The following is a 15,042-nucleotide window of genomic DNA, read 5'->3' on the forward strand; positions in this document are numbered from 1 at the left end:
CGCCGCGCGGGGGGCCGTCGCCAACGTCCGCGCCCGACGGGGTACGCCCCCCGGTCGGCCGCTGCCGTTGCCGTCGTCGTTCACCACTCGCCGTGGCCGGTGCCGCCTCAGACGTCCCTGGGCTCGATCAGGGCCGCGATCTCCAGCGACACCTCAAGGGCGGCCGACAGGCTCTCCGCCAGGGTCGCGACCCGCGGCCCGGTGTCGCAGGGCGCCGCCTCCCCGTCGGCGAGGTCCTGCTTGAGCAGGAACAGGGCGGAGTTGATGGTGAGCAGCGCCATGCTGGCGCGCAGGCGGTCCTGGTAGCTCGCGCCCGGACCGTGCACCAGACGGATCATCGCGATCATCCGCGCCTTGAACTCCAGCCCGGACGGCGAGTCGCGCAGCGCGGGCTGGTTCTCGTGGAAGAAGCGCAGCAGCGGCGCCCGCTCGGCCATCCCGGCCGCGAACCGCCGGACCAGCTCGTCGCGCAGCTCGGGCGACCACGGCTTCTGCTCGCCCCAGGCGATCGCCTCGTCGATCGGCGCCGCCATGCTGTCGACGATGCCGTGGACGATGTCGTCCTTGGTCTTGAAGTGGTAGTACAGCGCCGCCTTGGTCACGCCCAGGCGGTCGGCGATCTCGCGCAGCGAGGTCTGCTCGTACCCCTGCTCGGAGAAGAGCTCCAACGCCACCCGGATGATGCGCTCCCGAGTGTCACTACGGGGGCTCTGCGTCGTACCCATGGCGTCCTGGCCTGCCTCAGACTGCGTTGACGGTAGGCGAGTACCGGTCCGGACGCTCACCCCTGGGTCCATTCTCCCCGCCCACGGGTCCACCGCCGAAACCGGCTTGACGCCCGGCTCAGGACAACCTACCGTGCCGACGAAAGTATAACTAGCCGGTCGTCAAGTAAGTACGATGGTCACACGACGATCGGCACCCTCTCCTGGGAGAAGCGCAATGCCACAGAAGCAGGTCGGGAGCGCGGCGGACAACTCCGCCGCAGCAGCCGGGGAGGCCTCCCCCGACGGCCCCGCAGCCGCCGCCAAGGCGACCGAGGAGCAGGTCCGCTCCCCCCGCGAGATCCGGCTGGTGATGACCGGCCTGGTCGTCACCATGCTGCTCGCCATGCTCGACAACCTGATCGTCGGCACCGCGATGCCGACCATCGTCGGCGACCTCGGGGGCGGCGAGCACCTGGCCTGGGTGGTCACCTCCTACACCCTGGCCACGGCGGCCTCCACCCCGATCTGGGGCAAGCTCGGCGACCTCTACGGCCGCAAGGGCACCTTCCTCACCTCGATCGTGATCTTCCTGGTCGGCTCGGCGCTCTCCGGGCTCTCCCAGAACATGGGCGAGCTGATCGGCTTCCGCGCCCTCCAGGGCCTCGGCGCCGGTGGTCTGATGGTCGGCGTGATGTCGATCATGGGCGCGCTGATCCCGCCCCGCGACCGCGGCAAGTACCAGGGCATGTTCGCCGCCGTGATGGCCCTGGCCACCATCGGCGGCCCGCTGCTCGGCGGCTTCATCACCGACCACTTCAGCTGGCACTGGATCTTCTACATCAACCTGCCGCTGGGCATCGTCGCGCTGGCCGTCGTCGTGGCCACCCTGCACCTGCCCAAGGTCCGCTCCACCGCCCGGATCGACTACCTCGGCGCCGTCCTGCTCACCACCGGCATCGTCGCGCTGACCCTGATCACCACCTGGGGCGGCCAGGAGTACGCGTGGGGCTCGAAGCAGATCCTCGGCCTGGCCGCGCTCGCCGCCGCCTCGCTGATCGCCTTCTGCTACGTCGAGCAGCGGGTCGAGGAGCCGATGCTCCCGCTCACCCTGTTCAGCAACCGCAACTTCACGCTGGTCTCGCTGATCGGCTTCATCGTCGGCTTCGTGATGTTCGGCTCCACCGTCTTCCTGCCGCTCTACCAGCAGACCGTCCAGGGCGCCTCGGCGACCAACTCCGGTCTGCTGCTGATGCCGATGATGCTCGGCATGCTGGTGATCTCGCTGGTGGTCGGCCAGGCCGTCACCAAGACCGGCAAGTACCGGATCTTCCCGATCATCGGCACCATCGTGATGACCGGCGGCATGCTGCTGCTCTCCCGGCTGTCCACCGACACCAGCACCTTCACCTCCGCCTGCTACATGGTGGTGCTCGGTGCCGGCATGGGCTTCCTGATGCAGATCACCATGCTGGTCGCGCAGAACAGCGTCGAGCTCAAGGACATGGGCGTGGCCAGCTCCACCGCCACCCTGTTCCGGACCATCGGCGGCTCCTTCGGTGTCGCACTGTTCGGCGCACTGTTCAACAACCGGGTCACCGCCACCATGCAGGAGCGCCTGGGCGAGCAGGCCGGCGCGAGCGCCGGCGCGAACCCCGGCCAGATGACCCCGGCCGCGCTGCGCACGCTGCCCGCGCCGGTGCAGGACGCGTACCACCACGCCGTCGCCAACGGCATGCACACGGTGTTCCTGTGGGGCGCCGCGGCCGCGCTGATCGCCGTCGCCGCCGCCGTCTTCATGCGTGAGGTGCCGCTGCGCGGCACCGGTCAGCCGGCCGAGAAGAACCTCGAAGCCGCCGCCGTCTGATCCACCCCGCCGGCCCCGTCGCGACACCGGTCGCGGCGGGGCCGGCGCATGTCCGCGTCCGCCCCGGCGGCTCGGGCCGCTCGGCCCCCCCGAACCGCTCAGACCAGTCAGACCGCTCCGGCCGCTCCGACCGCTCCGGAGCTCCGGACGGGGGGCTCCCGGACGGGCCGCGACCTACCGCGGCAGCCGGTAGACGCCCTGGGCCACCGGCTCCACCAGGCCGTCCGCGACCAGGCCGTCCAGTGCCCTGGCCCGCTGCACCGGCTCCGGCCAGACCGCGTCCAGCCGGGCCTGCTCCACCTCGCCGTGGGCCTCCCGCAGGACGGCGAGGAGCTTGCCCCGAACCTGCCGGTCGGTGCCCTCGTAGGTCTGCCCCCGGCGGGCCGGGCCCTCGTACGGCGGGCGGCCCGCCGCCTGCCAGGCGCAGTACCGCTTCAACGGGCAGGCGCCGCACTCCGGGCTGCGCGCCGTACAGACCAGCGCGCCCAGCTCCATCACGCCGACCGCCCAGGTCGCGGCCGTCTCCGCGGACTCCGGCAGCAGCGTGGTGGCCGTCCGTCGCTCGGCCGCCGTGGTCGCCTGCGCCGGGTACTCGACTCCGGTCACCGCCCGGGCGAACACCCGCCGGACGTTGGTGTCCAGCACCACGTGCCGCTGGCGGAAGGCGAAGGAGGCCACCGCGGCGGCCGTGTACTCGCCCACGCCCGGCAGGGCGAGCAGGGCCGCGTGGTCCTCCGGCACCTCGCCGCCGTGCGTCGTGGTGATCGCGGTGGCGGCGCCGTGCAGGCGCAGCGCGCGCCGCGGGTAGCCGAGCCGCCCCCACATCCGGACGGCCTCGCCCGGCGCGTCCGCCGCCAGGTCGGCCGGTGTGGGCCAGCGCTCCAGCCAAGCCTCGTAGACCGGCAGCACCCGCTTGACCGGCGTCTGCTGCAGCATGAACTCGCTGACCATCACCGCCCAGGGCGAGGCGTCCGGGGTGCGCCAGGGCAGATCGCGGGCATGGGCCTCGTACCAGCCGAGCACGGTCGAGTGCAGCAGCGGCGCGGGTGCGGTGGAAGTGGTAGCCATGACACCCCGATCCTCCCACGCGCGCGGTGCCCGCCGTGCCGGATCGTCGCCCCGGCCGCCGGTGCTTCCTCCGCCGGGCCGACGCCGCTCGGACGCTCCCTCCGCACGCCCTCGGATCGGCGTCCGCGCCGGGCCCGCCCCGGCGGCGCCCGTCCCGCTGGCGCCCTCCGTGCACCAAGCACCCCGTCGCCGCCTCCCACCCGGGTGGCGGCGGGCGGCTCCCCCATCCGGCCCAAATTGCGGATCATGTGAAGGAAGGGGCCGGAGTGCGGTGTTGGTGCGTCAAGGGACGCACACTCTCTCGTAGAGTTTGCGCGTGCCTTCTCTGCGTCAACCCGTGGGACCGCTGCCGGCCTCGATCTACTGGCGTCGGCGAGTCGTCGTGCTCGTCGCCCTGGCCGCGGTCCTGGCCCTGGTCCTCTGGCTGACATCCGATCAGGGGGGTGGCGGGGGGAAGGACCAGACGGCCAAGCCCGTCTCGTCCCCGGCCCAGGCGATCACCCCCGGCGCGGCGCCGACCGGCCCGGCCATCACGGGCCGCCCCGGCGGCCCCGGCGGCGGCTCGGGCGGCGGCTCAGGCTCGGGCGGAGTCTCGGGGTCCGGCGGCGGCGACGTCAGCCTGACCTCGGGCGGCGCGGACGGCGGAGCCCCCGCTCCCGGCGCCGGCACGGCCCCGGGCGGAACGGCCGCCCCCGGCACGGCCGGCGGCGGTACGAGCGGTGGCGGCACGAGCGGCGGCAGCGGCGGGGCGGGCGGCACCACGGGCGGCGGCTCCGGCACCCCGCCGGTCAACACCGCCGAGGTGATGGCCCTGCCGGTCTGCGCCTCCTCGCAGGTGACGCTGGAACTGTCGAGCGCTCAGAACGCCTACCAGCCCAAGGACAAGCCCCGGCTGGCCCTGACGGTGCGCAACGCCGGGCAGGCCGGCTGCCGGGTGGACCTGGGCCGGGCGAGCTCGCTGGTCACCCTGAGCGCCAGCAACGGCGAGCGGATCTGGTCCTCGGGCGACTGCCCCACGGACCGTCAGAGCACCTGGGTGCAGATCGCGGCCGGCAGCGGCCTGACCGAGACCTTCACCTGGGACCGCAGCCGCAGCAAGCCGCAGTGCGCCTCCCCCGACACCTCGCCCGCACCCACCGGGAACTACCTCGTGGTGGCCGACCTCTCCGGCCTCTCCGGCGGCCTGGTCTCCGCCCGCTCCTCCATCCGCCTGGAGAGCTGAGCGGGCGATCGAGCCGGAGAGGGCGACCGAGCCGGAGCAGGCGGGGGGTCGGCGCCGGCGGGAGGGTCGAACCCGGCGGGCCGTAGAACGCCCTGGCAGCCCCTGTCCGACCCGTCGCCCCCGGGAGATCCGATCGTGAGCCCTCTGCCGACACCGCCCCCGCAGGCCACCTGGCACGCCACCGGCAGCGGTGTCTTCCCCTACACGGCCCGGGCCGACGGACGCCGGTGGGTCCTTCGGCTGAACGACTTTCCCGAGCATCCCCTCTTCACCCTGTTCGTCGACGGGCGAGTCGTCGGCGACCTGGACGACGCCCCGGCCGCCTGGCGGTTGCCGCCCCGGACGACGCCGCCCGCCCTCACCGTGCCGGAACGCGCCGAGGTACTGCGCCTCATGGCCGGCCTGGGCCCCTACGGCGCCGAGACCGGCTCCCCGTGCACCGGTGACCACTGCACCGGTGACCACTGCACCTGCAGCATCCTCACCGACGAGTACGCGGCCCGGCGCGACACCCCGCGCGAACCTCTGCGGGACGACGTAGGCGGGTCGGACCCGGCGAGGCCGGACGCCGCCGCGGACCGGATGTAGGGATCAGCCGCGGCGGGTCGGACCCGGCGGATCAGACGTAGCGCTCCAGGATGGACGACTCCGCGAGCCGCGACAGCCCCTCACGGACCGAGCGGGCCCGGGTCTCGCCGACGCCCTCGACCGTCTGCAGATCGTCGATGCTGGCCGCGAGCAGCTTCTGCAGCCCGCCGAAGTGCTCGACCAGCCGCTCCATCACGGTGTTCGGCAGTCGCGGGATCTTCGCCAGCAGGCGGTAGCCGCGCGGGGAGACGGCGGAGTCCAGCGACTCCGGGGTGCCCGAGTAGCCGAGCGCCTTGGCGACGGTCTGCAGGTCGAGCAGCTCGGAGTGGGTGAGCGCCTCCAGGTCGGCCAGCACCTCGGGGACGGTCCGCCCGCGCTTGGCGGCCCGCTCGGGGAAGTAGTCGCGGGCGACCAGCTCGCGCTCGGGCTCGACGCCCTGGATCAGCTCGTCGAGCTGGAGCGAGAGGAGCCGGCCGTCGGTGCCGAGCTCCAGCACGTACCCGGCGATCTCGGTGGCGATCAGCCGGACCATCTCCAGCCGCTGGGCGACGGCGGTGACGTCCCGGACGGTGACCAGGTCCTCGATCTCCAGGGCGGAGAGCGTGCCGGCCACCTCGTCCAGGCGCAGCTTGTAGCGCTCCAGGGTGGCCAGCGCCTGGTTGGCGCGCGACAGCACGGTGGTCGAGTCCTCCAGGACCCGCCGGGTGCCGTTGACGTACATCGCGATCAGGCGCATCGAGTGCGACACCGCGACCACCGGGAACCCGGTCTGCTTGTTGACGCGCTCCGCGGTGCGGTGGCGGGTGCCGGTCTCCTCGGTGGGGATGCCCGGGTCCGGCATCAGGTGCACCCCGGCCCGGACGATCTTGGTGATGTCCTTGTCGAGCACCACCGCGCCGTCGAGCTTGCAGAGCTCGCGCAGCCGGGTCGCGGAGAACTCGACGTCCAGGACGAAGCCGCCCGTGCACACCGACTCGACGGTCTTGTCGAAGCCGAGCACGATCAGCCCGCCGGTGTTGGCCCGCAGCACCCGCTCCAAGCCGTCGCGCAGCCCCGTCCCCGGCGCGATGGCACTGAGGGAAGCCCGCAACAGGGCCTCCTCACGGGAGGACTTGTCCGCCCGGTCGCTGGCTGCCACGTGACTCCTCCGGTCGACCTGCCGTGCGCCCCGCGCCGTGCGCCGGCCTACGGTCTCTCGCGCTCATTACTGCCTTATTGCCAATTAGACAGGGGAAAGTCTAACTGCGTGCGGCAATAACAGGGCCGGGGTCAGCCCAGTTCGTCGGAGTCGACCGGCTCCCAGCCCTCCATCAGCTCCTCGGGGTAGGCCGCGACCGGTGCCCGGCGGGGTGCCGGAGGTGCCTCGGAGGGGGCTTCGGCACGAGCCTCGGCGCGGGCCTCCGAGCGCGGTTTGGCCGCTGCCCGGCGGCGCCCGGGGATGGCCCGCAGGGCCTCGCCGATGTCGGCGACCTCGACCACCTTCATGCCGCGCGGCACCTTCCCCGGGTCCGGCGGGACGAGGGCGTGGGTGAAGCCCAGCCGGTGAGCCTCCGCCAGCCGCCGCTGCACGCCGGTCACCCGGCGGACCTCGCCCGCCAGGCCGACCTCGCCGATCGCCACCAGGTTGCTGGGCAGCGGGGTGTCGGAGGAGGAGCTGGCGACGGCGAGGGCGATCGCCAGGTCGGCGGAGGGCTCGGTCAGCTTCACTCCGCCGACCGTCGCGGTGTAGATGTCCTGCTTGCCGAGCTTGACCCCGCCGTGCCGCTCGACCACGGCCAGGATCATCGCGATCCGGGGCGACTCCAGGCCGGAGGTGGTCCGCCGGGGCGAGGGGATCTGCGAATCCACCATCAGCGCCTGCACCTCGGCGACCAGCGGACGGCGGCCCTCCAGCGTGACGGTCAGGCAGGTGCCCGGGACGGGCTTGTCGCGGCGGGTCAGGAAGAGGCCGGAGGGATCCGCCAGGCCGACGATGCCCTCGTCGTGCAGCTCGAAGCAGCCGACCTCGTCGGTCGCGCCGTACCGGTTCTTGATGCCGCGGATGATGCGCAGCCGGGCGTGCCGGTCCCCCTCGAAGCTGAGCACCACGTCGACCAGGTGCTCCAGCAGGCGCGGCCCGGCGATCGAGCCGTCCTTGGTGACGTGCCCGACCAGCAGCGTGGCCATGCCGCGCTCCTTGGAGACCCGGATCAGTGCCCCCGCCACCTCGCGGACCTGGGACGGACCGCCGGGCGCGCCGTCCAGCTCGGCGGAGGCGATGGTCTGCACCGAGTCGAGGATCAGCAGCCCGGGGTTGACCTGGTCGATGTGGCCGAGCACCGCGCCGAGGTCGGACTCGGCGGCGAGGTAGAGGTGGTCGGAGAGCGCGTTGATCCGGTCCGCGCGCAACCGGACCTGGCCGGCGGACTCCTCGCCGGTGACGTACAGCGTGCGGTGCTGGTCGCTGGCCGCCTTGGCCGCGACGTCCAGCAGCAGGGTGGACTTGCCGACACCCGGCTCACCCGCCAGCAGCACCACCGCGCCGGGCACGATCCCGCCGCCGAGCACCCGGTCGAGCTCGGGCACGCCGGTCGTCCGCGCGGTCGCCACCTGGCCGTCGACCTGGCCGATCGGCCGGGCCGGCGCGCTCACCGGCCCGGCGGCCGTCGTCCGGATCGGGACGGCGCCGTACTCCTCGACCGTGCCCCAGGCGTTGCACTCGGGGCAGCGGCCGACCCACTTCGGCAGCTGGTTGCCGCACTCGGTGCAGCGGTAGGCCGGGCGCGGCTTGGCGGTGGTCTTGGTACGGGCAGCCATGCGGCCCACCGTAGTGCCTGCCTCGGACAGTCGGCGCCGCCCCGGGCGGTCCGCGCCGTCCCCGACCGGACCACGGCCCGGGGGCGGGGGCGGGTGGCAGCCGACACGGACCGCGGAGGGCCGGGGCGCGGGGGACACGGCCCGGTCGTGTTGTTACCCGAAAGAAGTACAACGGCCCCGAATCGCCCGGCCGCGGCCCGCCGGCTCTCTACCGTCGGGCGGGTGACTACGAGTGTGGAAAGGTCCCGCAACGAGGTGCTGGCGGCCTGCGACGGCCAGCTGGACGGGCTGTTCACCTACTGCCTCTCGGTGCTCTGCGAGCACGAGGCGGCGGTCGAGGCCGTCCGGGAGGTCCGCGAGCTGGCCCTGCGGCACGGCCCGCGACTGGCCGAACCGGGCCTGCTGAGAGCCTGGCTGTACTCGCTGGCCAGGTACTGCTGCCTGTACCGGCTGGAGCACGGCCCCGGAACGGCGGCGCCGGTCGGGGCGGAGGAGCACGGCCCGGGACGGTGGCCCTCCGGAACCCTCACCGGCGGCCTCCCCGACGGCGGGCCCGGCGCGGCCGGCGGCCCCGGTGACGGCCCCGGTGACGGCCACGGCCGCGGACCGGCCGCGACCACGGCCGGCGAACGCCGCCGGGAGCTGGCCTCGCTGGCCTGGCCCGAGGCCGCCGGGACGGACCCGGAGCAACGCGAGGCCCTGGAACTGGCGGTCCGCCACCGGCTCAGCCCGATCGAGGTGGCGGCGGTGCTCGGGGTGCCGGCCGACACCGCCCGCGCCCTGCTGGCCTCCGGCGGCACCGAGGTCCGGCGGACCAGGGCGGCCCTGCTGGTCCTGCTGGTGGGCAGCTGCCCGGAGCTGGACCGGCTGGCGGGCGCCGGGGCCGAGAGCTGGTGCGGGCCCGTCTCGGCCGGCCCGGCGGCCGGGCGCGGGCCGCAGCCGGACGGCGGACAGGGCGGCCGGGTGCTCGGCCCGGGGCTGCGCCGCGAACTCGTGCAGCACGTGGTCGACTGCCCGACCTGCCGGGGCACCGCGGAACGGGTCGCCGGCGAGGTGCGCGAGGGGCTCACCGGCCTGCCCGGGCTGCCGGTGCTCTCCGCCCCGGAGGCGGCCCGGACGCCCGCGCCCCGACCGGCGACGGTGCCTGACGGCGGTGCGGGCCACGGCGGCACGGGCCACGGCGGCACGGGCGACGGCGGCACGGGCGGCGAGGCACCGCAGGACGGGACGGGGACGGACCGGACGGCCGGCGGGACGGGATCCGGCGGAGCGGCGCGCGGTGGAGCGGGACTGCACCGCACGGCGGCCGCTGCGGCATCGACCACCACGCCGGACGGCGCGACCGAGGCACCGACCGTCCTCGACCCGGCGCCCGTCCACTCCCCCGTCCGTCAGCCCCGCCCCGCGCGCGGCCCCGCCCCCGGGCGGGGCACCGGTGGCGACCGGCCCGGGGGCCGCTCGGGGCCGGCCGGGGCGGCGTTCCTGGCCGGCGCGGCCGCCGGGCGCCGGGCCGCGCGGGCGGGCCGGGCCCGGGCCGAGGAACCGGGCCTGCGCTTCGACCAGCGCGGCTTCCCCCGGCACCGCGCGACCGGGCCCGGGCGGTCCGGGGCGGTCCGGCAGCGGGTGCTGACCACCGGGGTCCTCGCCGCGGTCCTGGCCGCCCCGGTGGTCGCGCTCTGGGCCGCCCATCAGGACGGCGGCGCGGGCGCGGCCGCCACGGTGTCCTCGGTGCGGGTCGACGGCGACAGCGACGGCACCCGGGAGCGGGGCAACCGGGCGGGCGAGGGCCTGCCGGTGGCTCAGCCCCCGCTCGGCTCCGGTGCGGACCGCGGCGCCGACCGCGCCGGCGGAGGTCTGGAGCTGGCGGGGGGCCTCCCCGCCGAGACGTCGTTCCCCAGGATCCAGGGCCCCGCCGTACCGGTGCCCGCCTTCGGCGCCACACCGATCGCCAGCCCCGCACTGCGCTCCACCCCCGCGCCGTTGCCGGCCGCCCCCGGGCCGGCGGCGGTCGGGCTGCTCACCGTCGAGGCCGCCGAGTACGGCAGCCGCACCGTGGTCACCCTGACCAACTCCGGTGGCACGGAGATCCACTGGCACGCCGTCCTGGACGTGGACTGGCTCCGCCTCAGCCGGGACGCCGGGACGCTCGCTCCGGGGCAGCGGATCACCGTCACCGTGACGGTCGACGAGGAGCGGGCCCCGCACACCGCCTGGACGGCCAGGATCGCCCTGCCGCCCTCGCAGGCCGTGGTCACCCTGGAGGGCGGCCCGCAGCAGCGCGGCGGGAGTGCCTCCACCCCGGCCGACCCGGCTACTGGCACCGGCGCCGGTAGCCCCTCGGAGGGCCCCGCGACCGGCACCCCCGCGGGCGGGACGGGCGGCGGTCCGACGGACTCCTCCGGGAGCGCCCCGGCCACCCCGCCGGGCGGGTCGCCGACCGGCTCCGCCACACCTCCCCCCACCGCACCGCCGGCGACCCCGGCCCCCACCACCGGCCCGACCGGCTCCCCGGCGGACGGCGGCTCGGCCACGACCGCCCCGACCACGCCGGCGCCGGAAGCCTCGCCCGCCGCCGGCTCGACCGCCCCGGCGGAGCCGGGCGCCCGGCACCGGCAGCGGAGCGGCGACGCGGCCGAGCCGCAGGACCATCGGACGGCCGGGTGACCGCACGGCGGCGGCCGGCCCGGGTGGTCGGACGGTACGGGCCTCAGCGCGGCTCGATCGGCGGCAACCGGTAGGTGCCGGCGAGCAGCGCCGCCTGCGGTTGGTAGAGCCTGACCATCGGCCGGAAGTCGCCGGGCGGCGTGGGCAGCCAGTTGGCCGCCTCCACGGGATCGGCCGGCCGTTCCCGCTGCAGCACCAGCGTCAGCGACCCGTCGTCGCCGCGCACCAGCCCGGGCGTCCGGTCCCCGATCGAGTACCGCTCGATCGGGTTGGCGACCAGGTGGTAGTCCGGCATGGCGTACATGGTGACGGACCAGAAGGCGTCGACGGGCGGTGGGGCGTCGAAGCGCATCGTGTACGCGTGGGCGCCCGTGAGCTGTCGGCCCTCCGCGTCCTGGTAGGCGGTCGCGTACACCGCCTCGTACGCGTGATTGCCCCAGAGACCGGCCCGGGCCGCCGCCGCCCTGGTCAGGTACGCGGCGCGGCGGTCGGCGATCCGCCACTGCGGATCGTCGACCGTGCCGGGGCCCAGGAAGTCGAGGTTGTAGTCGAACAGGTGCAGGTTGGCGCTCCAGTCACCGGTCGGGCGGCCCTCGGGCGGACGGGTCGCCTCCTCCACCCGCTGCCGCCCCGCGGCCACGCCTCCGGCCAGGGCGGCCGCCCACTCGGGGGCGGCCGCGCGGTAGGGCGACGGGCCGGCGTCCAGCAGCCCCAGTGGCGCGAACCGCTGCTGGTACTCGACGTCGGCGGCGGCGGGCGGGAAGGCGGGCATCCAGACCCGCAGTCGTTCGAAGAAGGCCAGCTCCTCCGGCACGGACGGGTCCGGCCGGGGCAGTCCGGCCGCGACGCCGCCGGGCTCCAGCGGGGCGATCGTCAGGCGGGCCTGGAGTTCCGCGATCCGCGGCAGGTCGGCCGGCCCGTCGCAGGCGATCCGGCCGACCACGGTGGCGACGGTGGTCGGCGAGGTGATCACCCGGACGCCCGCCGGCGGCGACCCGTGCCAGCCGGGCGGGACGACCAGCCAGGTCTGCTCGGCGGTTCCGCTCGCCCGGCGGCCCACGTAGGCGAAGTTGTTGCTCCAGGCGTCGACGAACTGCAGCACGAGGTAGCGGCCGGAGGTGTCCGGCACGTGCAGTTCGAGCGGACCCACCGAGAGGTCCAGCAGGGCGACCGAGTAGACGGTGTCGTTGTTGACCGAGACGAACTCGTCCGCCGGGGTGGCCAACCGCGACGCGTGGCCGAACCGGTTGAAGGACGTGGGCGGGAGGCTGCCGAGGCCCTCGGTCCCGATCTGGTCGACCGACGAGAGGTCGGCCACCAGGGGGTAGCCGTAGATGTAGGCGTCGGCGGCGAGGGCTTCGAGTGCGGGCTCGATCATGCGGGGTCCTTCCGGACGGGAGGGGCGACACGGGGGCGGCCGGCACAGGTCCGGACGTGCGGGGGCGACTCGAACGGGGGCGGGGCCGGCGATCCGCGACCGGGGGGCCGGTGCGCGAAGGCGGTTCCCGGTTCAGCGCGGCGTCAGCGCGGGCAGCATCAGCGCGGCGTCAGTGCGACGGTGTCAGTGCGGGGAGCATCAGCGCGGCGTCAGTGCGACGGTGTCAGTGCGGGGAGCATCAGCGCGGCGTCAGCGCTGGCAGCGTCCAACTGCCGTCCAGAACGGACGGGCCGGGCCCGTACACCCGGATGACGAGGCTGAACGGGCCGTCCGGCGCGGGCAGCCAGTTGGCGCTGTGCTCGGCGTCGGCCGGTCGCTTGACCTGCACGTACAGGGCGAGGCCGCCGTCGGGGTCGCGGACCAACCCGGGGGTCCGGTCGCCGATCGAGTACCGGTTGATCGGGTTGTCCACCAGCTGCCGGTGCGGCAGCGCGTACACGGTGGCCGACCAGAAGAACGCGGCCGGCGGCAGGGCGTCGGGCGCGAACCGCAGCACGTAGTCGCGGTCGGCGGCGTTCGGCGGCCGGTTGCCCTCGCTGTCGACCAGCCAGCCGCCGTACCAGGCCTCCTCCACGGGCAGGCCGTAGAGGCCCTCCCTGGCGCCGACGGCCCGCTTCAGGTAGTCATCGCCGAGCTGCTCCCGGGTGCCGAAGAGGCCCACCCCGCTGGTGGCCCCGGCCGCCGCCCGGTCGAGCTCCGCCCGGCCGTCGGCGATCCCGCCCTCGATCTCGCCGCGCAGCTCCGCCGGCAGCACGGCGGGCTCGAACTCGCCCCGGCCGTCGATGCCCAGGGCCGCGAGCCGGCGGCGCAGGTCCGCCTCGGCGGGCAGCACGGGGAAGAAGCCCAGCAGGAAGTCCAGGAAGCTGAAGAACTCGATGGTGTCGAGCACCTCCTCCCGCCAGACCGGCCAGACCGGCTGCGGCGCGGGCGGCGGGGCCTCGGTACCGGCGTACTCGTGCAGCGGGCGGAGCCGGTACTGCCGCTGGATCGCCGCCAGTTCCTCCACCGCCTCGGGCGAGGTGCCCGCCAGGTACGTCCGGCCCAGGACGCCGATCAGCTGGGTGGCCGTGCGGATCACGCCGTCGATGCCCGCGGGCACCTCGCCCTGCCAGCCCGGACCCGCGACCAGGTAGTCCCCCGCTTGCTGCCCGGTGGTGCGGGCCCCGACGAAGCCCGCGTACACCGTGTCCAGCTCGTGCAGCGGGATCACGTAGTAGCGGTCCTCGGCGGGCACCGAGACGACCCACGGCTCGGCCCGCAGGTCGAGCCAGGCCCAGGAGTACGGGGTGTCGTTGTTGGGGGTGACGACGTCCGTGTTGGCCGGCGTGAACGGCTGCGGGTAGTGCCGGAAGACGCCGAAGCCGCCGACGTGGCGGGGGTCCGCGTCGTCGACGGCCTGCGGGTACATCGTGCGGTAGTTCTCCAGGAGGGCGTATCCCCAGATCCACGCCTCGGCGGCGGTCTGGCGGACGGTGGCCGGGTCAACGAGCGTCGGGTTTCCCATACGGACGATCTCTCCTAGGCTGCACTCCGATTCGGACATAGCTGGACGAATGGATGCTATGTGTCCCCGAATGGATGAGCACTCTCCCGGCTCGCACGGGCGTGGCGAGCAGGAGCGGCAGCGTAGGTGCGAGGAACGGTTCGGCGGGCCGGGCGACGACCGGACCGGGAGGGGAACGCCGCCGGACCGGCCGACCGCCGGCCGGGGCGGCGGACCCGGCCGGTCCGCCGCCCCGGCCGCGGGCGCCGGGCGTCTCGGCCCCCCCCCCGAGGGCGTGCGGCCGGAGTCAGCGCGGGGGTGGGAGACGGTTGAGGAAGACCTCGAAGGCCGTCGGCTTCACGGCCGTCACCCCCGTGAACGGGAAGTCCATCTCCTTGATGACGATCAGTGAGATCACCACCAGACCGCTCAACGCCAGCACCATGAGCGTATGGGAGAGCGTGTTGGAGAGGCCGAAGAGGAAGGTGAACCCGACCGTGAGGACCGCCCCCGCGATCAGCGCCACCCAGAGCAGTGTCGGGACTTCGTCGTCCACCTGGTTGAGCCGCTGGCGGCGCTCCGAGGCGAGCTTCTCCAGGTGGCTGACGGCGTGTTCGTAGAGGACGTTCTGCTGCTGGTTCTCCGGCTTGATCGAGAACACGTCCGAGCGCATCCCGTACACCAGCTGGGTGGCGTCGGAGCTGCTGTGGTGCTTGGCCATCAGCGGCCACTCGGTGTCCATCACCAGGCGGGCGTAGTCGAGGGTCCGCTTCTCCAGTTGGGGACCGAGCGGGGCCGGGAGCTCCCGGGAGATCCAGTAGATGCCGGCCAGCGAGTCGGCCTCCTGGAAGGTGGTCTTGCGGGCGGAGTCGTTGTTCTCCCAGACGGCGATCACCACGAAGGCGAGCAGGACGGCGTAGAGCACGCCGACCGCGGCGAAGATGAAGCCGGCCACGTCGTTGTGGGCTTCGCGGACGGGGTGGGGGACGTAGCGCTGCAGCAGTTTCAGGGCAGCGGCCAGACAGAGCAGGACGATGACCAGCGTGCCGATGTCCATCCAACTCATGGGCGGTTCCTCGTGATCGAGCGGACTGTGGTGGTCGGGCGGTGCGGACGGCCGTGGCCGGGCGGAGCGCGCGGCCGTCGGCGGACCGTCTCGGCCGGCGGCAGGGTCCGGGCACGCCGCCGCCCGGCCACAGCCGTCGGATACGG

Annotated in this window: 11 protein-coding genes; 4 read left to right on the forward strand and 7 right to left on the reverse strand. The window is 74.6% G+C overall.

Annotated features, from left to right (window positions below; translation table 11 throughout):
* Positions 1–107 precede the first annotated feature (107 nt).
* Entirely contained in the window at positions 108–725 is a 618-nt protein-coding gene (locus ACFTWP_RS36485) for a TetR/AcrR family transcriptional regulator (RefSeq protein ID WP_380269379.1), read from the reverse strand.
* A gap of 217 nt (positions 726–942) precedes the next feature.
* On the opposite strand from ACFTWP_RS36485, the gene ACFTWP_RS36490 reads away from it, so the two are divergent.
* The gene (locus ACFTWP_RS36490) at positions 943–2,571 is read left to right on the forward strand and encodes an MDR family MFS transporter (protein ID WP_380269380.1); all 1,629 of its coding nucleotides are present in this window, start codon (positions 943–945) and stop codon (positions 2,569–2,571) included.
* A 174-nt stretch (positions 2,572–2,745) separates the two neighbouring features.
* On the opposite strand, the gene ACFTWP_RS36495 is transcribed toward ACFTWP_RS36490, so the two are convergent.
* Complete coding sequence (locus ACFTWP_RS36495) at positions 2,746–3,639, reverse strand: A/G-specific adenine glycosylase (RefSeq protein WP_380269381.1); 894 nt, start codon at positions 3,637–3,639, stop codon at positions 2,746–2,748.
* A gap of 316 nt (positions 3,640–3,955) precedes the next feature.
* On the opposite strand from ACFTWP_RS36495, the gene ACFTWP_RS36500 reads away from it, so the two are divergent.
* Both ACFTWP_RS36500 and ACFTWP_RS36505 read left to right on the forward strand, forming a co-directional pair.
* Positions 3,956–4,861 (forward strand): hypothetical protein, encoded by a 906-nt coding sequence (locus ACFTWP_RS36500; protein WP_380269382.1) that lies wholly within the window; start codon positions 3,956–3,958, stop codon positions 4,859–4,861.
* Positions 4,862–4,996: 135 nt separating this feature from the next.
* A complete protein-coding gene (locus ACFTWP_RS36505; protein ID WP_380269383.1) occupies positions 4,997–5,449 on the forward strand; it encodes a hypothetical protein in 453 nt (150 codons plus the stop codon).
* A 31-nt stretch (positions 5,450–5,480) separates the two neighbouring features.
* Here the strand turns inward: ACFTWP_RS36505 and disA are convergent, their stop codons facing one another.
* Together disA and radA are read right to left on the reverse strand one after the other, a co-directional pair.
* The gene (disA, locus tag ACFTWP_RS36510) at positions 5,481–6,539 is read right to left on the reverse strand and encodes a DNA integrity scanning diadenylate cyclase DisA (RefSeq protein WP_073924767.1); all 1,059 of its coding nucleotides are present in this window, start codon (positions 6,537–6,539) and stop codon (positions 5,481–5,483) included.
* A 179-nt stretch (positions 6,540–6,718) separates the two neighbouring features.
* On the reverse strand, positions 6,719–8,245 hold the full coding sequence (gene radA, locus ACFTWP_RS36515; protein WP_380269384.1) for a DNA repair protein RadA: 1,527 nt from the start codon (positions 8,243–8,245) through the stop codon (positions 6,719–6,721).
* 222 nt (positions 8,246–8,467) lie between these two features.
* Here radA and ACFTWP_RS36520 point away from each other — a divergent pair, with 222 nt between their 5' ends.
* Complete coding sequence (locus ACFTWP_RS36520; protein WP_380269386.1) at positions 8,468–10,909, forward strand: hypothetical protein; 2,442 nt, start codon at positions 8,468–8,470, stop codon at positions 10,907–10,909.
* A gap of 43 nt (positions 10,910–10,952) precedes the next feature.
* On the opposite strand, the gene ACFTWP_RS36525 is transcribed toward ACFTWP_RS36520, so the two are convergent.
* The 3 genes from ACFTWP_RS36525 to ACFTWP_RS36535 all read right to left on the reverse strand — a co-directional run bounded on the left by ACFTWP_RS36525 (position 10,953) and on the right by ACFTWP_RS36535 (position 14,896).
* Positions 10,953–12,287, reverse strand: coding sequence for a DUF1254 domain-containing protein (locus ACFTWP_RS36525; protein ID WP_380269387.1), 1,335 nt, complete (start codon positions 12,285–12,287; stop codon positions 10,953–10,955).
* Positions 12,288–12,525: 238 nt separating this feature from the next.
* The gene (locus ACFTWP_RS36530) at positions 12,526–13,851 is read right to left on the reverse strand and encodes a DUF1254 domain-containing protein (protein WP_380269388.1); all 1,326 of its coding nucleotides are present in this window, start codon (positions 13,849–13,851) and stop codon (positions 12,526–12,528) included.
* 286 nt (positions 13,852–14,137) lie between these two features.
* On the reverse strand, positions 14,138–14,896 hold the full coding sequence (locus tag ACFTWP_RS36535) for a hypothetical protein (protein ID WP_380269389.1): 759 nt from the start codon (positions 14,894–14,896) through the stop codon (positions 14,138–14,140).
* Positions 14,897–15,042: the final 146 nt, after the last annotated feature.

It is taken from the genome of Kitasatospora sp. NPDC057015 (assembly GCF_042673745.1).
Lineage (GTDB): Bacteria > Actinomycetota > Actinomycetes > Streptomycetales > Streptomycetaceae > Kitasatospora.